At 70.5% G+C, this 16,952-nt stretch carries 17 protein-coding genes; 9 read left to right on the top strand and 8 right to left on the bottom strand.

The features are described 5' to 3' along the window. Positions 1-20: 20 nt before the first annotated feature. Entirely contained in the window at positions 21-1,142 is a 1,122-nt protein-coding gene (locus ITJ43_RS15360) for a M24 family metallopeptidase (RefSeq protein WP_194584234.1), read from the bottom strand. Positions 1,143-1,350: 208 nt separating this feature from the next. Here ITJ43_RS15360 and ITJ43_RS12790 point away from each other — a divergent pair, with 208 nt between their 5' ends. From ITJ43_RS12790 to ITJ43_RS12775, 4 genes are all read left to right on the top strand, one after another. Further along, positions 1,351-2,427: a DNA glycosylase AlkZ-like family protein gene (locus ITJ43_RS12790; protein WP_194584233.1), complete on the top strand. Its 1,077-nt coding sequence runs from the start codon at positions 1,351-1,353 to the stop codon at positions 2,425-2,427. Between the two features lie 42 nt (positions 2,428-2,469). Next, positions 2,470-3,435, top strand: coding sequence for a squalene cyclase (locus ITJ43_RS12785; RefSeq protein WP_194584232.1), 966 nt, complete (start codon positions 2,470-2,472; stop codon positions 3,433-3,435). A gap of 101 nt (positions 3,436-3,536) precedes the next feature. After that, the gene (locus tag ITJ43_RS12780; protein ID WP_194584231.1) at positions 3,537-4,850 is read left to right on the top strand and encodes an O-acetylhomoserine aminocarboxypropyltransferase/cysteine synthase family protein; all 1,314 of its coding nucleotides are present in this window, start codon (positions 3,537-3,539) and stop codon (positions 4,848-4,850) included. Next, positions 4,847-6,163 carry an LLM class flavin-dependent oxidoreductase gene (locus tag ITJ43_RS12775; RefSeq protein ID WP_194584230.1) on the top strand — a complete coding sequence of 439 codons (1,317 nt, stop codon included), beginning with the start codon at positions 4,847-4,849 and terminating at the stop codon, positions 6,161-6,163. Before ITJ43_RS12780 ends, ITJ43_RS12775 begins: the two co-directional genes overlap by 4 nt. Before the next feature lie 105 nt (positions 6,164-6,268). On the opposite strand, the gene ITJ43_RS12770 is transcribed toward ITJ43_RS12775, so the two are convergent. Genes ITJ43_RS12770 through ITJ43_RS12755 form a run of 4 tightly spaced genes read right to left on the bottom strand, consistent with a single transcriptional unit; the run spans position 6,269 to position 9,488 of the window. Continuing rightward, positions 6,269-7,198 carry an ABC transporter substrate-binding protein gene (locus tag ITJ43_RS12770; RefSeq protein WP_194584229.1) on the bottom strand — a complete coding sequence of 310 codons (930 nt, stop codon included), beginning with the start codon at positions 7,196-7,198 and terminating at the stop codon, positions 6,269-6,271. Between the two features lie 36 nt (positions 7,199-7,234). Then, positions 7,235-7,960 (bottom strand): ABC transporter permease, encoded by a 726-nt coding sequence (locus ITJ43_RS12765; RefSeq protein ID WP_194584228.1) that lies wholly within the window; start codon positions 7,958-7,960, stop codon positions 7,235-7,237. After that, complete coding sequence (locus tag ITJ43_RS12760) at positions 7,957-8,649, bottom strand: ABC transporter permease (protein WP_194584227.1); 693 nt, start codon at positions 8,647-8,649, stop codon at positions 7,957-7,959. The genes ITJ43_RS12765 and ITJ43_RS12760 overlap by 4 nt, the downstream gene beginning before the upstream one ends. Continuing rightward, a complete protein-coding gene (locus tag ITJ43_RS12755) occupies positions 8,646-9,488 on the bottom strand; it encodes an ABC transporter ATP-binding protein (protein WP_194584226.1) in 843 nt (280 codons plus the stop codon). Before ITJ43_RS12755 ends, ITJ43_RS12760 begins: the two co-directional genes overlap by 4 nt. A gap of 93 nt (positions 9,489-9,581) precedes the next feature. Between ITJ43_RS12755 and ITJ43_RS12750 the strand changes: the two genes are divergently transcribed. Continuing rightward, entirely contained in the window at positions 9,582-11,006 is a 1,425-nt protein-coding gene (locus tag ITJ43_RS12750; RefSeq protein WP_194584225.1) for a dihydrolipoyl dehydrogenase family protein, read from the top strand. Between the two features lie 35 nt (positions 11,007-11,041). On the opposite strand, the gene ITJ43_RS12745 is transcribed toward ITJ43_RS12750, so the two are convergent. Next, positions 11,042-11,905, bottom strand: a complete 864-nt coding sequence (locus tag ITJ43_RS12745) for an SDR family oxidoreductase (RefSeq protein ID WP_194584224.1) — start codon at positions 11,903-11,905, stop codon at positions 11,042-11,044. A 94-nt stretch (positions 11,906-11,999) separates the two neighbouring features. Here ITJ43_RS12745 and ITJ43_RS12740 point away from each other — a divergent pair, with 94 nt between their 5' ends. Continuing rightward, on the top strand, positions 12,000-12,362 hold the full coding sequence (locus ITJ43_RS12740) for a winged helix-turn-helix transcriptional regulator (protein WP_194584223.1): 363 nt from the start codon (positions 12,000-12,002) through the stop codon (positions 12,360-12,362). 37 nt (positions 12,363-12,399) lie between these two features. Here ITJ43_RS12740 and ITJ43_RS12735 read toward each other — a convergent pair whose 3' ends face one another. After that, complete coding sequence (locus ITJ43_RS12735) at positions 12,400-13,035, bottom strand: NADPH-dependent F420 reductase (protein ID WP_194584222.1); 636 nt, start codon at positions 13,033-13,035, stop codon at positions 12,400-12,402. A gap of 93 nt (positions 13,036-13,128) precedes the next feature. Here ITJ43_RS12735 and ITJ43_RS12730 point away from each other — a divergent pair, with 93 nt between their 5' ends. From ITJ43_RS12730 to ITJ43_RS12720, 3 genes are read left to right on the top strand one after another with little or no spacing between them, the layout of a single operon-like run. Further along, a complete protein-coding gene (locus ITJ43_RS12730; protein WP_194584221.1) occupies positions 13,129-13,911 on the top strand; it encodes an isocitrate lyase/PEP mutase family protein in 783 nt (260 codons plus the stop codon). Between the two features lie 56 nt (positions 13,912-13,967). Continuing rightward, entirely contained in the window at positions 13,968-14,348 is a 381-nt protein-coding gene (locus ITJ43_RS12725; protein ID WP_194584220.1) for a DUF3054 domain-containing protein, read from the top strand. 27 nt (positions 14,349-14,375) lie between these two features. Further along, on the top strand, positions 14,376-15,656 hold the full coding sequence (locus ITJ43_RS12720; protein WP_194584219.1) for a M18 family aminopeptidase: 1,281 nt from the start codon (positions 14,376-14,378) through the stop codon (positions 15,654-15,656). On the opposite strand, the gene ITJ43_RS12715 is transcribed toward ITJ43_RS12720, so the two are convergent. Further along, complete coding sequence (locus ITJ43_RS12715) at positions 15,622-16,890, bottom strand: MFS transporter (protein ID WP_194584218.1); 1,269 nt, start codon at positions 16,888-16,890, stop codon at positions 15,622-15,624. The genes ITJ43_RS12720 and ITJ43_RS12715 overlap by 35 nt on opposite strands. Positions 16,891-16,952: the final 62 nt, after the last annotated feature.

Here is a 16,952-nt window from a genome sequence, read left to right as displayed (position 1 = left end):
CTCTGACGGCCGCGCGTGCCTCACGCTCCGGCGCGGGTGAGCGCGTGCGGGGTGCGGTTGAGGTTGTCGACCCCGTCGTCGGTGACGACGACGATGTCCTCGATGCGGGCACCCCATTCACCGGGGAAGTAGATACCCGGCTCCACGCTGAAAGCCATCCCCGCGCGCAGGACGGTCGCCTGGCCGGGAGCGATGTACGGCTCTTCGTGGGTGGAGATCCCGATGCCGTGTCCCGTGCGGTGCACGAACGCCTCGCCGTAGCCGGCGCCGCGGAGCACGTCGCGTGCCGCAGCATCCACCTGCGCGGCTGTGACCCCCGGACGTACTGCGGCCACCGCGGCGCGCTGCGCATCGACGAGCACGGCGATGCGCCGCGCCGCCTCGGCGTCGGCATCGCCGACTGCGTACGTGCGGGTGCTGTCGGAGTTGTATCCCGAAGGCAGCGCCCCGCCGATGTCGACGACCACGATGTCGCCGTCGGCGATGACGCGATCGGAGACCTCGTGGTGCGGGTCGGCGCCGTTGGGGCCGGAGCCGACGATCACGAACTCCACCGTGGCATGTCCCTCTTCGACGATGGCCGCGGCGATGTCGGCGGCCACCTCGCGCTCGGTGCGCCCGGCGCGCAGGAGGGCGGGCACGCGCCGGTGCACTGCGTCGATGGCCGCGCCGGCACGGCGCAACTCGGCGATCTCGACCTCGTCCTTGATCATGCGGCCCTCACGAAGCACCGGGGTGGCCAATTCGGGCAGCAGGCCCAGGCGGTCGGCGAGCGGGAGGGTATGCAGGGCGGGCAGCTCATCGGAGACGGCGACGCGGCGGACCGGCCCCGGAAGCGCCGCGAGCACCGACGCATAGGGATCGTCCCCGTCCACCCAATCCGCGACCACAAGACCCAGCGCCCCGACGGCGGTATCGCGCACCTTCGACAGCTCCATCCGTGGCACCACGACCGTCGGCGCACCTGACGCGGGGATCACCAGAGCGGTCAGCCGCTCGATCGTGTGGCCGCGTACGCCGACCAGATAGTCGAGGTCGGCGCCGGGGCCGACGATGATCGCATCGATGCCGGCGTCACCGGCGAGGGAGCGCGCGCGGTCGAGTCGGGCGGCGTAGACGGCAGCAGGAAAAGCGAGATCCACGGCCCCACGTTAGGCCCGATACGGCGGCCGGCGCGATCGGGCGCGAGCGGAGTTTTCGGCGCATCGGACGAACCGTCGCCGGGCGCTCGTGCACCGCGAATTCTGTCTGCGGACGCCGATGCGGGCCGCCCGTCGGGTGGACGATCCGCGCCGACGGCTCGGGGCTGCGAAGCCGTGCGGTGTCGGCCCCGACGAGTACGCTCGCGGCATGCATCAGCTCACCAGGGAGCAGGCGCGGCGCATCGCCGTGCGCGCCCAGCTGCTCGACGCCGATCGCCCCGGAGATGTGGTGGAGGTGGGCGAGCAGCTCGGGTCGATCAAGATCGATCCGACCGCCACGATCGCCCCTGCCGAACAGACCATCCCCTTCAGCCGGATCGGCTGGGGCTACGAGCCCGGGCACATGACCAAAGCAGTGGAAGACGATCGCGCCTTGTTCGAGTTCGACGGCCAGTTCCACGCGGCATCCCTTCTGCCGGCGATGCTCGCCCGGATGCGGGCGCGGGTCTTCCGGGCCAAGGCGGCGGGGTGGATGCAGGCCAACCAGCGCTTTCGCGCCGACGTCCTCGCGCGTTTGCGGACCGACGGGCCACTGTTGGCGGGACAGATCGACGACACGAGCCAGCTCGCGCACGGCGATGAGGGCGGCTGGTACGGCTCGAACCAGGTTCCGATGATGCTCGATCTGCTCTCGTACACCGGCGAGGTCGCCATCGTGCGGCGCGAGGGTCGCCAGCGCGTATGGGATCTCGGCGAGCGGGCGTATGCGCACGTGCCCGAGATGGATGCCGACGAGGCCACCGCCGTGATCGAGCAGCGTCGGCTGCAGGCGGCGGGCATCGCCAAGCAGAAGTCGCCGTGGACGCGCGTGGGTATGGCGGGGGAGGCGGCGCGCGTCGAAGGCTCCTCGTGGACGTGGCGCGTCGATCCGGCGGCGCTCGAGAGCCTCGACGACGATCCCGGCGGACGGGTCGCCATTCTGAACCCCTACGACAGCATGCTCTTCGATCGGCCGCGGCTGGTCGAGCTGTTCGACTTCGAGTTCGTGCTCGAGCAGTTCAAACCCAAGGCGCAGCGCAGGTACGGCTACTTCGCCCACCCGATTCTGATCGGCGACCGCTTCGTGGGGCTTCTGGACGCTCAGCTCGACAAGAAGAAGGAGAATCTGGTCGTCACCGCGGTGCACGAGTTCGTCGAACTCGAAGCCGAGGAACGCGAGATGGTGGATGCCGAGATCGGCGACCTCGCCGACTGGCTCGGTGTTCCCGTGCAGCGGACGCGCTGAGCCCCCTGTTCGCTGTCGGATGCCGGCGCTAGCGTGACCGGCATGAGCGACGACGCGGTGGTGGCCTGGCTTCTCGACTCCGACCCGAGCCTGCGCTGGCAGGTCGAGCGCGACCTTCTCGACGCGTCCGACGAGGTGTGGCAGCGCACTCGCGCGCAGGTCGCCGTCACGGGCGACGGCGCGCGGCTGCTCTCCTGTCAGGACCCCGACGGGCGATGGGCCGGGGGCGCGTTCTTTCCCGCCGACTTCGATTTCCAGACCCAGGACGACACCCCCGGTCAGCCGTACACGGCGACGACCTGGACGCTGACCACGTTGCGGGAGTGGGGAACGGATGCCGCGGCCCTCGGCGACACCGCAGACCGGCTGGAGGTCAGCGCGCGCTGGGAGTATGACGATCTTCCTTACTGGGGCGGCGAAGTCGATGTGTGCATCAACGCGATGACGCTCCTCAACGGCGTCTGGCTCGGCCGCGACATGTCGGCGCTCGCCGGATGGTTCGCCGAGCACCAGCTCGCCGACGGCGGCTGGAACTGCGAGTGGGTCGACGGTTCGGTGCGGTCATCGTTCCACTCGACTCTCAACGCGGTGCGCGGTCTGCTCGAATACGAACAGCGCACCGGCGACACCGCTCTGGTCGAGGTTCGTCACCGCGGCGAGGAGTATCTGCTCGCCCGGCGGCTTCGTCGACGCCTGAGCACCGGTGAGCAGGTGGGGCCGTGGACCGACCTGATCGTCTATCCCTACCGGGCGCCGTTCTCGGCGCTGAAAGCGATCGATCACGTCACGGCGGTGGCGGCACACGACGGCGTCCGCCCCGACCCGCGCGCCGGAGACAGCATCGAGCTCGTGCGTGCGGCCCGTCAGGACGATGGCCGGTGGCTGCAGGGCTACCACTTTCCCGGCGAGGTGTGGTTTCCCCTCGACGTGCCGGTCGGCGAACCGTCGAGATGGATCACCTTCCTCGCCCTCCGCGCGCTCCGGAGATGGGATGCCGCGGTCGGCTGATGCCGTCACACGGCGAAACGCGATTCGCTCCGGGCGTGCCGATCCCGCGACGATGGGGGCGTCGAGGCCGCCCGAGCCGTCGACGTCGACAGGAGGCCGCCGTGAGCAGGCGAGGATTTGCGACGCGACAGGTGCACGAGCACGCACGCCGTGACGACGGTGCGCCGATCGCGACCTCGCGCGCCACGCCCATCTACCTCACCGCTGGCTTCGAGTTCGGCGAGTACGACGACGCGGCCGCGCACTTCGGACGTGGAGAGGGATACGCCTACACGCGCATCGGCAACCCCACGGTGGATGCCGTCGAGCACACGCTCGCGGCGCTGGAGGGCGGATCGCAGGCGCTGCTGCTGGCCAGCGGACAGGCGGCCACCACGGTGGCGCTGCTCGGTCTGCTCGAGGCAGGGCAGCACATCGTCGCCTCGACCCACATCTACGAGGGCACGCGGGGACTGCTGCGCGACAACCTCACTCGCCTCGGCATCACGTCGACGTTCGTGGACGACATCGACCAGCTCGATGCCTGGGATGCGGCGATCCTGCCTACCACGAGGGTGCTGTTCGCCGAGTCGATCTCCAATGCCAGCAACCGCCTCGTCGACATCCCCGCGCTCGCCGCGCTCGCCCGCCGCCACGGCATCACCCTCGTGATCGACAACACGTTCGCGACGCCGTACCTGCTGCGTCCGCTCGAACTCGGGGCCGACGTCGTCGTCCACTCGGCGAGTAAGTTCCTCGCGGGGCACGGCAGCGTGCTCGGCGGCGCGATCGTCGACAGCGGTCGCCTCGACACGGACAGCGCCCCCCGGCTCTACCCCCACCTGGTCGCGCCCGGGCGGGGTGGAGCGCCCAGCATCATCGATCGTGTCGGGGGCGATGCGCGCATCGCCTACGCCCGCGAAGCCGTCGCGCCGCGGTTCGGTCCCACGCCTTCGCCGCTGAACGCTTTCCTGATCGGCCAGGGCATCGAAACGCTGAGCCTCCGCGTCGAACGGCAGAGCGCGAACGCGCTCGCCGTTGCGCAGTGGCTCGAGGGGCGACCCGAGGTTGTGAGCGTCGACTATATCGGGCTGCCCTCGCACCGCGACCACGCCCTGGCTGCGCGCGACCTCACCGCCGGCTACGGTTCCGTCTTCAGCTTCACGCTGCGCGGCGACGCCGAGACGGCCCGCCGCTTCGTCGAGGCGCTCGAGGTCTTCACCCACATGACCCACCTGGGCGACGTGCGCTCGCTCGTGCTGCACCCGGCATCCACCTCTCACGCGGCCCTCACCGAAGCCGAACGTGCGGCGCTCGGCGTTCAGGCCGGTACCCTGCGCGTGTCGATCGGCATCGAGGACGTCGCGGATCTCCTCGAAGATCTGGCACAGGCGCTCACTGTCGCCAGCGACGTGTCCGTCGCGGTCGTGGCATGACCAGGCTGCAGCACTTCGGCTGGTTCCTCGCGCGCGGCTTCGGTCCGCACGGTTGGGGTCATCCATCGCTGGAATGGAACTGGGAGTGGACGCGGCCGGAGATCTACCAGCAGTCGGCGCGCGAACTGGAACGTGCCGGATTCGAGTTCGTGCTCATCGAGGACGCCCCGTCGCTCGGTTCCGCCGAGACCATCGACCTGCGCGTGCGTCACGCCTTCGGCGGCCCCAAGCTCGATCCGCTGGTGCTGGCGCCCTACCTCTTCCAGGCCACTTCGCGCCTGGGCGTCATCCCCACCGTCAACCCCGCCGCGTACCTGCCCTACACGGCCGCCCGCCAGTTCGCGACGCTGCAGCACCTCAGCGCCGACCGTCTGGGCCTGAACGTCGTCACCGACACCGCCAGTGCGCGCCACTTCGGTGACGCGCCGCAACTGGGTCACGATGCCGCGTACGACCGCGCGGAGGAGTGGCTGGCCGGCATCCGCGCCCTCTGGAACTCGTGGGGCGACGGCGCCCTCGTGCGCGACCGTGCGACAGGTGTGTACGCCGACGGCAGCAAGCTCGACGCCGTGCGCCACCGCGGCGAGTATTTCGCCTTCGAGGGCCCGCTCAACGCCGTTCCGTTCACGCGCGGCGAGCCGGTGATCGCCTCACCCGGCGGTTCGGATCGGGGTCTCGCGTTCGCGGGGGCGAACTCCGATATCCAGCTGGCGCTCGCCCCGCTCACCGAGAAGAGCGTCCGCGACTACCGCGCGCGCATCCACGCGGCGGCGATCGAGCGAGGTCGGGCCGCGTCGGACGTCAAGGTGCTGTTCGCGATCCCACCCGTCATCGTGTCGTCGCCCGAAGAGGCCGACCGGCTGGTCGCGGCGTCCGCCGCACCGAGCGACGGTGACCTGCGCCTCATCGCGCAGCGGCAGTCGAGCGATCTCGAAACCGATCTCACCGCGCTCGAGCTCGACGCCCCGCTGCCGGCAGGCCTGTTTGCCGAGCACGTCTCGCAGGGCTCCATCCGTCGCCTCACCGGTGATCGGGATGCCGCGACTACGCCACTGCGAGCCCACCTCACCGCCCTTGCACGGCTGGGTCGGCTCAGCGACCGCTCCGGATTCGTCGGAACGGCGGAAGAGTTCGCCGATCTCGTCGAAGAGCTGGGGGAATGGGGCAACGACGGCGTGCTGCTGTGGGGCGACCTGCACCCGGTGACGGTGCACCGCGCCCTCGACGAGCTCGTTCCCGTGCTGCGTCGCCGCGGCATCCTGCGCGAAGAGCTGTCCGACGGCGGTCTGCGCGCCAGCCTGCGCGACTTCTGACGCGGCCGTGTCTCTGCTCGCTCCGCTCGCTCAACGACCGGGAGTGTGACGCCCCGGTCGTTGAGCGAGGAGCGCAGCGATGCGTCGAATCGCCGCTTTCGCGGGTCAGCTCAGGCCGTTGGCCTTCAGCCACGCGGCCGCGATGTCCTTGGACGACTTCTGGTCGACCTTCGATTCGACGTTGAGGGCGACGAGACCCTCGGGGGTGAGCTTCGCGTCGACCGCGTTGATCACGTCGGCGGCGTCGGCCGGGAACGAGCTGCTCACGAGGGGCACGACATGAGAGGCCAGGAACAGCCCCTTGGGGTCTTCGAGCGTGACGAAGTTCTTCGTCTTGATGTCGGGCTCGGCGCTGTAGACATCGGCGAGCTGGATGCGACCGGCGACCAGTTCGTCGACCGTCGTGTCGGCCGTCGCGCTGAAGGTGACGTTGACGCCGTAGGTGTCCTTCAGGCCCGTCGGGCCGTAGGGGCGCTGCTCGAGCTCGGGGGCGCCGCCCAGCACGAGGTTCGGCACGTTGGCCAGATCCGCGATCGTCTTGAGGTTGTGCTCCGCCGCGAAAGCCGCCGTGACGTTGTACGAGTCCTGGTCGGTCGCCGACGCCTGGTCGAGCACGCTCAAGCCCTCGGGCAGCGCCTTCTTCAACGCGGCGTAGACGTCTTCGGTCGTCGTGGCCGTCGTGGTCTTGTCGAAGAACTGCAGCAGGTTGCCCGTGTACTCGGGGGTGAGCTGGACGGTGCCGTTCTGCAGCGAGGGGATGATGGCGTCGCGCTGGCCGATGTTGAACTTGCGGTCGACCGTGAACCCGGCGCCCTCGAGCGCCTGGGCGTAGATCTCGGCGATGACCTCGTTCGAGTAGTAGGCCTGCGAGCCCACCGTGATGGTGGTTGCCGAGCCGGACGCGCCGCCGGTCGCGGCGGGCTGCTCGAGCGAACCGCTCGAGCCGCAGCCGGTGAGGGCGAGGGCGGTCACGGTCACGGCGGTCGCCGCGAGCGCGAGCCGCGCGCCGAGGCGGGAGGTGCGCAGTGTGGACATGAGGGGTGCCTTTCGTTGGATGCTGTGTGCGGAAGGTCAGGAGGCGACGGCGGGTCGCGCGGGCGTGGCCGCCGTGCGGCCCGCGGGGGCCGTGCGTGCGACGACGCCGCGGGGGACGACGATGCGCTCCAGGAGAGCGAAGACACCGTCGAGGACGAGGGCGAGCACGACCACGAGGATCGACGCTCCCAGGATCTGCGCGGTGTCGCGCAACTGGATGCCCTGGATGATGTAGAAGCCCAGACCGCCGAGGCCGACGTAGGTGGCGATGGTGACCGTGGCGACTACCTGCAGCGTCGCCGAGCGGATGCCGCCGATGAGCAGTGGCAGACCCAGCGGCACTTCGACCTTGAACAGCACCTGTCGCCCCGTCATCCCCACGGCTCGCGCCGCCGAGATCGTTGCGCGGTCGATCGCTTCGAAGCCGGCATAGGCTCCCGCGAGGATCGACGGGATCGCGAGGATCACGAAGGCGACCACGGCGGCCTGGCTCTTGTAGACCACGCCGACGAGCAGATACAGCAGCACGACGAGACCGAGGGTCGGAATGGCGCGTGCCGCCCCCGACAGTGCGACGGCGAATTCACGCCCACGGCCGGTGTGGCCGATGGTCCAGCCGACGGGAATGGCGATCAGCGCCGCGATCAGCACGGAGCCGAAGGTGAAGGCGAGGTGTTGCGCGATCGCTTCCGGCAGGGGCAGCGAGCCGGTCAGGCGTTCCGGCGAGAAGATCCAGGCGAAAGCGTCGAGGAAGAGGTTCATGCGGCGCCCTCCGCGGCGAACCGGCGCAGCGCGCGTCGGTCGGCACGATTGTTCTCGCGGCGCGGGAGCCAAGGCATCAGCACGCGACCGAGGGCGACGAGCAACAGGTCGAGCACGAGCGCGATGATCACGACCAGCGCGACGCCGGTCACCACTTCGGGGAGGATGCGTCGCTGCAGGCCGTTGGTGAACAGATAGCCGAGATTCTCGACACCGATGAGGATGCCGACGGTGGCCAGCGCGATCGTCGAGGTGGAGGTGACCCGCAGCCCGGCCAGCAGCACGGGCCCCGCCAGCGGCAGGTCGACGGTCCAGAAACGTCGCCACGGTCCGTAGCCCACGGCCACCGCCGCCTCGCGGGTGGCCGGTTCAACGGAGTCGAGGCCGTCGGTCACCGACCGCGTCATGATCGCGACGCCGTAGACGGTGAGCGCGATGACCAGGTTGCTCTCGGAGAGGTAGGGGATGCCGAACACCGCCCAGAGCAGTGCGAACAGGCCCAGCGAGGGAATCGTGTACAGCAGGCCGATCGTCGTCAGCACCGACCCGCGCAGGCGGGTGTAGCGCCAGGCGAGCCAACCCAGCGGTACGGCGATGACGAAGGCCGCGACGATCGCGATGCTGCTCTGTCGCAGGTGCGACAGGGTGAGGCCCCAGATGAGCTCGGTGTTGTCGGTGACCCAGTTCACGGTGCCCCGATCGCGCCGTTCGTGTCGTCGACCAGCACGCCCTGGGTGCGCCCTGCGGCGTCGACCAGCACGGTGCCGTGAGCCGTCTTTCTGGGCCTGAGCGCGCGCGACCCGCGCTCGACGCCGACGAACTCGGCGACGAAGTCGCTGGCGGGGTTCTCGATGATCTCGTCGGGCGTGCCCACCTGGGCGATGTGGGCGCCCTTCTCGAGGATCACGACCTGGTCGCCGAGGAGGAACGCCTCATCGATGTCGTGGGTGACGAACACGACGGTCTTGTCGAGGTCGCGCTGCAGACGCCTGGTCTCGGTCTGCAGCTCTTTGCGCACGATGGGGTCGACCGCGCCGAACGGTTCGTCCATCAACAGGATGTTGGGGTCGGCGGCAAGCCCGCGCGCCACCCCGACCCGCTGTTGCTGACCGCCGGAGAGCTGGCGCGGGTACCGGTCGGCGAGGGCGCGATCGAGCCCGACGATGTCGAGCAGCTCGAGTGCCCGTGCGCGCGCCTGCTTCTTCGGAACGCCGTTCAGCACCGGCACGGTGGCGACGTTGTCGATGACGCTGAAGTGGGGGAGGAGCCCGGCGTTCTGCAACACGTAGCCGATGCCGCGGCGCAGCTGCACGGGGTCGCGATCGCCGATCGACTCGCCGTCGATCGTGATCTCCCCGCTGGTCGGCTCGATGAGCCGGTTGATCATCCGCAGCAGGGTCGTCTTGCCACAGCCGGAAGACCCGACGAGCACGGTCGTCTTGTGCGCGGGCAGTACGAGACTGAAATCGTCCACCGCGGTCGTGCCGTCAGGGAATCGCTTCGTGACGGAGCGGAACTCGATCGCCATACGTCCTCCGGGTCGGATACTCCAGCCAACCACATACCACCGACACGGGGGCGGGGCCTGGCATCTGACGTCATAGTCGGGTATGCGTGAGGGATGGATGCTGCAGAGTACGACCTCATCGTGATCGGAGCCGGTCCCGTCGGCGAGAACGTCGCCGACCGTGCCGTGCAGGCAGGGCTGGCGGTCGCCATCGTCGAGTCCGAGCTCGTCGGCGGCGAATGCTCCTATTGGGCCTGTATGCCGTCCAAGGTGCTGCTGCGCGCGGGCGCCGCGCGGGCAGATGCGGCCGATGCCCCGGGAGCGCTCGCCGAACGCCCCGGCGCGGTCGATGTGGCGGCGGTGCTCGCCCGCCGCGACGAGATCGTCCACGAGTGGAACGACTCCGGGCAGGTCGAGTGGCTCGACGGCGCCGGCATCGCTCTCGTGCGTGGCCACGGCCGGCTCAGTGGCGAGCGCGAAGTCACCGTCTCGCGCGACGGGGCGGAAACCGCGGTTCTGCGCGCGCGCCACGCCGTCGCCGTCTGCACCGGTTCGGCCGCGCTGCTGCCCGATACTCCAGGGCTCGCCGATGCCGCGCCCTGGACCTCCCGCGATGCGACCGCTGTGCAGCACGTGCCCGATTCGCTCGTCATCGTCGGCGGCGGTGTCGTGGCCTGCGAGATGGCGACGGCGTATGCGTCGTTCGGCTGCGCGGTGACTGTGCTCGCCCGTTCCGAGCTGCTGCGGGGGATGGAGTCGTTCGCGGGCGAGGCGGTCACCGCCGCCCTGCGCACCGACGGCGTCGACGTGCGGACGGGAGTCGAGATCACGGCCGTATCGCGCGACGCCGACACGGGAGCGGTGACGGTCACGCTCGCCGACGGCGAGGTGACGGCATCCGAGATCCTCGTCGCGACCGGACGCGTGCCGCGCACCAGCGATATCGGGCTGGAGGTCGCCGGGATCGAGGCCGGCTCATGGCTCGACGTCGATGACACGATGCGGGTGCGCGGCAGCGCGTGGCTCTACGCCGTCGGTGATGTCAACCACCGGGCGCTGCTGACGCACCAGGGCAAGTATCAGGCGCGCGCCGCCGGCGACGTCATCGCCGCCCGTGCCCGTGGTGGCGAGGTCGACGACGAGCCCTGGGGCACGCACGTCGCCACCGCCGATCACACCGCCGTACCGCAGGTGGTCTTCACGTCGCCGGAGGTCGCGGCCGTCGGTCTCACCGCTCGGGCGGCTGCGGATCGCGGCTTGCAGACCCGCGTGGTCGACGTGGACCTGTCGCACATCGCCGGGGCGAGTACGCGCGCGGCGCACTATCAGGGCAGGGCGCGCGCCGTCGTCGACACCCAGCGCGGCGTGCTGGTGGGGGCGACCCTCGTCGGCGCCGATACCGCCGAGATGCTCCAGGCGGCCACGATCGCGATCGTCGGTGAGGTGCCGCTTGCGCGCCTGTGGCACGCCGTGCCCGCGTATCCCACGCTCAGCGAGCTGTGGCTGCGCTGGCTGGAGGCGATCGGGCGTCCCGCCTAGTCCCCCGGAGGGGGTCGCCCGACCGCCTCGCGGTATCAGCTCGCGGCGGCGGCGCGGAAGGTCTCGACGACGGGCGTCGTCGGGTGTCCGATCAGGCGCGCCAGCGTGCCGTCGGTGTCGGCCAGGACGCCGCCGCGGATGCCGTCGTCGATGCTCGCCACGAATTCGGCGGTCGCGGCATCCAGCCCCGCTCCCTGCATTCCGCCGACGTGGTCCTCGTGCGACACGGGCACGTAGGCGACCTCTCGTCCGAGAGCCTCGCCGGCCGCAGCCGCGAGCTCGCCGTAGGTGATGCTGGCGTCGCCGGCGAGCTCATACACCTGGCCGAGGTGCCCGTCTTCGAGCAGGACGACAGCGGCGGCTTCGGCGTAGTCGGCACGGGGCGCGGGCGCGATGAGTCCGTCGGCGACCGAGGCCACGATCACGCCGGAGTCCGCCGCACGCTGCACGTCGCCGAGGTAGTTCTCGGTGTACCAGTTGTTGCGCAGGATCACGGTGGGCAGTCCGCTGGCGGCGAGGGCCTCTTCGGTGGCCTTGTGCTCGGCGCCGAGCGGCCACTCGAACGAGGTGGCCTTCGCAGCGCTGGTGTAGACGAACTTCTGCACACCACCGGCGGCGACGGCCGCGTCGATGACGTTCTTGTGCCCGGGGAAGCGGCGACCCGGCTCGGAGCCCGAGATCAGCAGCACGGTGTCGACGCCCTCGAGGGCCGCCGCGATCGTCTCGGGCTGGTCGTAGTCGAGGTGCGCGGTGCGCACGCCGAGCGCGGCGAGATCGTCCAGCTTCGACGTGGTGCGCGCGCCGGCGACGATGTCGGATGCCGCCGCTCCGCGCTCGAGAAGGGAGTGGATGACGAGGTGCCCGAGATGCCCGCTGGCGCCGGTGATGAGGATAGTCATGAGTGGTCCTTTCGTTGGGTCCGTCGACAGGAACATGCGCGACATCCCCTCACATTCCGCGCTGCAGGTACCCACTTTTGGGTAAGGTACCCACATGATGGTGAGTCTTGCGGAAATCCGGTCGGAGCACGGTCAGGTTTTTACCGAGAACTGTCCCACCCGCACGGTGCTCGACCACGTGATGAGCAAGTGGGGGGTGCTGATCCTGCTCGCCCTGAGCGAAGGCACGACGCGCTGGGGCCAGTTGCGGCGCGGGGTCGACGGCATCAGCGAAAAGATGCTCGCCTCGACGCTGCGCACGCTGGAGGCCGACGGTTTCGTGGCGCGGACGGCCTATCCGGAGGTGCCCCCACGCGTCGAGTACGCGCTCACCGACCGCGGTCAGGAGCTGGTCGAGAAGATGCTCCCCCTGATGGGGTGGATCGCCGAGAACGCGAACGAGATCGTCGCCCGCTGAACACGGTCAACGGGCGACGATCTCGAGGGTCAGGCGATCAGCGCGTGGCGCGAGCCAGGTTGGCGCGCAGCTCGTCGGCATCCTGGCGGACGACGTACGCGGGCTGGTCGCGCTCGACGCGCCAGCTCTCGGCGACCGAACCGATGTCGACGGTGTCGAAGCCGAACTCGTCGTAGACCACGGTCGCGAGCGCTGTCGCATCCGCGTGGTCGCTGGCGATGGCCAGCGCGCGGCGGCCGGCGGTTCCGGCCGGGCTGCCCGTCGTGTTGATGTCGGCGGCCGGGATGTGGTTGAAGGCCTTCACGACGTGCGCGTCGGCGAAGTGCTCCTGCGCCATCTGGGTCGTGGTGGTCTGCTTGTCGTCCAGAGCCGCGATGTGTCCGTCGCGCTCCCAGTAGTAGTTGTTTGTGTCGAGGACGATCTTGCCGGCGAGCGGCGCAGACGGCACCTCGCCGAGCGCCTTCAGCGGCACCGTGACGATGGCCCAGTCGGCCGCCTCCGCGGCCTCGGCCGGGGTGGCCGCGCGGGCGCGCTCGCCGAGGCGTGCGACAAGGCCCTCGAGGGTTTCGGGCCCGCGCGAGTTGCTGATCACGACGTCGTAGCCGCGAGCGACCAGCCCCTCCGCGAGGGCGCTGCCGATGTGTCCTGCTCCGATGATTCCCACAGTTGTCATGTCCCGGGTCAACGCGGCGCGGCGGACTCCGCATTCCCGATCAATCCGAGCGCCGGGGTGGTGTCGGCGTGTCACGGGCACCAGGCTGGGACCATGACCGAGCACACCGCCTCCGCGCGCGCCCAGCAGCTTCGCGACCTGTACGCCGCCCCCGAGATCCTCCGCGTCGTGAACATCTGGGACGTCATCTCGGCCACGGCCGTGCTGGCGCTTCCCGAGACCCGAGCGCTGGCGACCGCCGGCCACTCCATCGCCGCCTCGTTCGGCTACGACGACGGCACGATCCCGCTCGAACTCACCCTCGACATGGTGGGGCGCATCGTCGCCGCCGCGGGTGAGGTGCCCGTCAGCGCCGACCTCGACGACGGCTACGACCGGCCCGGCGAGACCATTCGTCGTGCGATCGGCGTCGGCATCGTGGGGGCGAACATGGAAGACCGCCTGCGCCCGTTCGACGAGTCGGTGGCCCGGGTGGCAGCGGCTGTCGCGGCGGCGGATGCCGAGGGCATCCCCTTCGCTCTGAACGCCCGCACCGATGCCATCGTGCGCGGGGGAGAGCGGCCCCTGGCCGACTCGATCGCCGATGCGATCGCACGTGGCCGCGCCTACCTCGATGCCGGCGCCGACGCGGTGTTCGTCCCCGGCATCCTCGACGCCGACACCACCGCACAGCTCGTCGCGGGCATCGGTGAGCGCAAGGTGAGCGTCATCGGTCTTCCCGGCGCGCTGGCGGCGGGGGAGTACGAGCGCCTCGGCGTCGCGCGCATCTCCTACGGTCCGCTGACTCAGCGCGTCGCCTTGACCGCGCTGCAGGACGTTGCGCAGAGCCTGTACGCCGACGGCGTCGTCCCCGAGGGAACGCGCGCGCTCAACTGAGCGCGTCCGTGCGGTCGTCGCACGGCGATACCGCCACGGCGGGGGAGGATGGACGCATGCCGCGTTCCTCCCTCGCCGTGATCTGCTTCGCTGTCGATGCCGTGCTGGTCGCGGCCTTCGCCGCCGCCGGCCGGGCCAGCCACGACGGCGAGGTGTGGACCGGCCTTGCGACCACCGCCTGGCCCTTCCTCGTCGCTCTCGTGCTCGGCTGGCTCATCGCCCAGGGATGGAAGGCGCCGCTGGCGGTCGTCCGCACCGCGCTGCCGGTGTGGGCGGTCACCCTCGTCGGCGGCATGCTCCTGCGGGTCGCATCGGGCCAGGGGATCGCCGTCTCGTTCGTGATCGTGGCCGGCATCGTGCTCGCCGTGTTCCTGCTCGGCTGGCGTCTGCTCGCGCACGGTGTGGTTCGCCTGCGCGCGCGCCGGCGGACGTCGTGACCCACACCCGCGAACTACGCTGAGAGGATGCCCGACACGACCGCCGTCCGCGCCCACGCCGAGGACCTCGCCGACTTCGTCGCCGCCTCGCCGTCCAGTTTCCACGCCGCCGCGGAGGTCGCCCGCCGCCTCGTGGATGCCGGATTCACGGCGCTCTCCGAAGGCGACACCTGGCCGCTGCAGGCTGCGGGACGGTACGTCGTCGTGCGCGATGGGGCCGTCGTCGCGTGGGTGGTGCCGCGGGGCGCCGGCACCGGCACCGCGTTTCGTATCTTCGGCGCGCACAGCGATTCGCCCGCGCTCACGCTGAAGCCGAAACCCACCACGGGGCGGCTGGGCTGGCTGCAGGCCGGTGTGGAGGTCTACGGCGGACCGTTGCTGAACTCCTGGCTCGATCGCGAGTTGCGCCTCGCCGGCCGCCTCGTGCTCGATGACGGCACCGCCGTGCTCGCCGCGACCGGTGCGCTCCTGCGCCTGCCGCAGCTCGCGATCCACCTCGACCGCGAGGCGAATGACCACCTCGCCCTGAACAAGCAGACCCAGACCCAGCCCGTGTGGGGACTGGGCGAGTCCGCATCCGCCGACCTGCTCGCCGAGCTCGCTACGGTCGCCGGAGTGGATGCCGCGCGCATCCGCGGCTATGACGTGGTGACCGCGGATGCCGCGCGCGGCGCCGTGTTCGGCAAGGACGATGTGTTCTTCGCGAGCGGCCGACTGGACGATCTCGCCTCGGTGCACGCCGGTGTGGTGGCGTTGGCCGGGGCGGGCGTCGACGCGGACGCGATCCCGATGCTCGCCGTGTTCGACCACGAGGAGGTCGGTTCCGCGACGCGTTCCGGGGCGGCCGGCCCCTTCCTCTCCGACGTCATCGAGCGGGTGCAGCTGGCCCTGGGCGCCGATCGCGATCAGCAGCTGCGCGCGCTCGCGGCATCCTGGTGCGTGTCGAGCGATGTGGGCCACTCCGTGCACCCCAACTATCCCGAGAAGCACGACCCGGTTGTGCAGCCGGTTCTCGGCAGCGGTCCGATCCTGAAGATCAACGCCAACCAGCGCTACGCGACGGATGCCGCCGGTGCCGCCGCCTGGCACGGGTGGTGCGACGCCGCGGGCGTCGTGTCGCAGGAGTTCGTGTCGAACAATGCGGTGCCGTGCGGCTCGACGATCGGCCCTATCACGGCGACGCGCCTCGGCATCCGCACCGTGGACGTGGGCATTCCGATCCTCTCGATGCACTCGGCACGCGAACTCGCCGGTACGGCCGATCTGCACGCGCTCACCCGCGTTGCGGCGGCGTTCTTCGCGGGCTGATCGGCAGTACTCCGTAGCGGCGGTGCGCCGCACACGTGGCCAGGAGGCTCACGAGCGCCAGTGCCCCGCCGACGGCGAAGAGGATCGGGTAGCCGATCATGGGGCTGAGTGAGGCGAGCAGGGCCGGAACGAAGAATCCCAGGTAGCTGAGCGAGTAGTACACCGCGGTCAGGCCGGCCAGGTCGTCCGGCCCGGCGATGCGCTGCACCTCCTGCAGACCGGTGACCAGGAGGAATCCGTATGCCGTCCCGAGCGCGGCGGCGGCGACGATGGCCACGGGCAACAGCATTGTCACCGACGCCCACGCCGCCAGGGCGAGGCCGACGGCCGTGGTGGCGAAGGACACGACGATGGTTCGAGCACTGCCGGCGCGATCGATCGAGCGTACGACGCTCTGGGCGGCGACACCGCAGCCGAGGGCGATGAGGCAGAGCAGGCCCGCGAAACCCACCTCCGCGCCGCGCACCTGCGCCGAGAACAGCACCGGGAGGATCGCGTACGCACTTGCCGCCGTGCCGAACACCCAGGGTGCGAGGGGTGCGACGACGAACACGAAGCGCCGATGGCTCGCGGCGGGGATCTTCAGGTCGTCGCGGAGGCGGGCCGGTGCCGTCGCACGTCGTCGAGTCTCGGGCGCCGACCACATGAGGGCGAGCGAGAGGATGCACAGCGCCACGTTGACCACGTAGGGCAGCACTTCCGGTGCCGTACCCGACTGCGCGATGCCGGCGGCCACCGCCGCGCCGAGGGCGAAGCCGATCGTCAGCACGAGCGCAGCCCGACGCGCTCCCGCGCCGTCGTCGGCCGCGGCATCGAACGGGGGCAGTGACAGCTCCTTGATCCAGGCGGTGCCCACCGCCATCACGAGGCCCAGTGCGAGCCCGGAGAACACGCGACCCACGAAGAGCTGGGCCGTCGACCCGCCGCCCGCGGCGAGCACCGCCGATCCCACCAGAGCGAGCACGGGGGCCGGAAGGGCGAGCGCGCGCCGCCCGTAACGGTCCGACAGCGGGCCGCCGATGAGGAGCGCGGGAACGATGCCCACGACGTAGGCGCCCAGCAGCACGTTCACGGTGACAGCGCTGAGGTGCTCTTCCAGCCGGTAGGTCACCAGCAGCGGGGTGAACTCGTTGCCGCCCCAGGCGACGGCGAACACCGCGGCGCTCACCCGCAACCAGGGCGCGAGATGCGTGCGGGTGGTGGGACGTGAGAGGGAAGACGTGGCGAGAGACATAGGGCGCCGTTCTGCGGGGCGCGGCGCCGTTGTCGCTGGCGGTCGGGGACGGTTCGATGGTA

This window comes from Microbacterium sp. VKM Ac-2870, from assembly GCF_015350795.1.
Classification (GTDB): domain Bacteria; phylum Actinomycetota; class Actinomycetes; order Actinomycetales; family Microbacteriaceae; genus Microbacterium.
This window is presented reverse-complemented; position numbering and strand designations above follow the sequence as displayed.

What these genes read in the sequence shown, in the direction of transcription:
- ITJ43_RS12755 (WP_194584226.1), bottom strand. Translation starts at nt 9,488, where the DNA reads ATGGCGATCGAGTTCCGCTCCGTCACGAAGCGATTCCCTGACGGCACG.
- ITJ43_RS12785 (WP_194584232.1), top strand. Translation starts at nt 2,470, where the DNA reads ATGAGCGACGACGCGGTGGTGGCCTGGCTTCTCGACTCCGACCCGAGC.
- ITJ43_RS12775 (WP_194584230.1), top strand. Translation starts at nt 4,847, where the DNA reads ATGACCAGGCTGCAGCACTTCGGCTGGTTCCTCGCGCGCGGCTTCGGT.
- ITJ43_RS12720 (WP_194584219.1), top strand. Translation starts at nt 14,376, where the DNA reads ATGCCCGACACGACCGCCGTCCGCGCCCACGCCGAGGACCTCGCCGAC.
- ITJ43_RS12765 (WP_194584228.1), bottom strand. Translation starts at nt 7,960, where the DNA reads ATGAACCTCTTCCTCGACGCTTTCGCCTGGATCTTCTCGCCGGAACGC.
- ITJ43_RS12750 (WP_194584225.1), top strand. Translation starts at nt 9,582, where the DNA reads ATGGATGCTGCAGAGTACGACCTCATCGTGATCGGAGCCGGTCCCGTC.
- ITJ43_RS12740 (WP_194584223.1), top strand. Translation starts at nt 12,000, where the DNA reads ATGATGGTGAGTCTTGCGGAAATCCGGTCGGAGCACGGTCAGGTTTTT.
- ITJ43_RS12725 (WP_194584220.1), top strand. Translation starts at nt 13,968, where the DNA reads ATGCCGCGTTCCTCCCTCGCCGTGATCTGCTTCGCTGTCGATGCCGTG.
- ITJ43_RS12770 (WP_194584229.1), bottom strand. Translation starts at nt 7,198, where the DNA reads ATGTCCACACTGCGCACCTCCCGCCTCGGCGCGCGGCTCGCGCTCGCG.
- ITJ43_RS12745 (WP_194584224.1), bottom strand. Translation starts at nt 11,905, where the DNA reads ATGACTATCCTCATCACCGGCGCCAGCGGGCATCTCGGGCACCTCGTC.
- ITJ43_RS12790 (WP_194584233.1), top strand. Translation starts at nt 1,351, where the DNA reads ATGCATCAGCTCACCAGGGAGCAGGCGCGGCGCATCGCCGTGCGCGCC.
- ITJ43_RS12735 (WP_194584222.1), bottom strand. Translation starts at nt 13,035, where the DNA reads ATGACAACTGTGGGAATCATCGGAGCAGGACACATCGGCAGCGCCCTC.
- ITJ43_RS12715 (WP_194584218.1), bottom strand. Translation starts at nt 16,890, where the DNA reads ATGTCTCTCGCCACGTCTTCCCTCTCACGTCCCACCACCCGCACGCAT.
- ITJ43_RS12730 (WP_194584221.1), top strand. Translation starts at nt 13,129, where the DNA reads ATGACCGAGCACACCGCCTCCGCGCGCGCCCAGCAGCTTCGCGACCTG.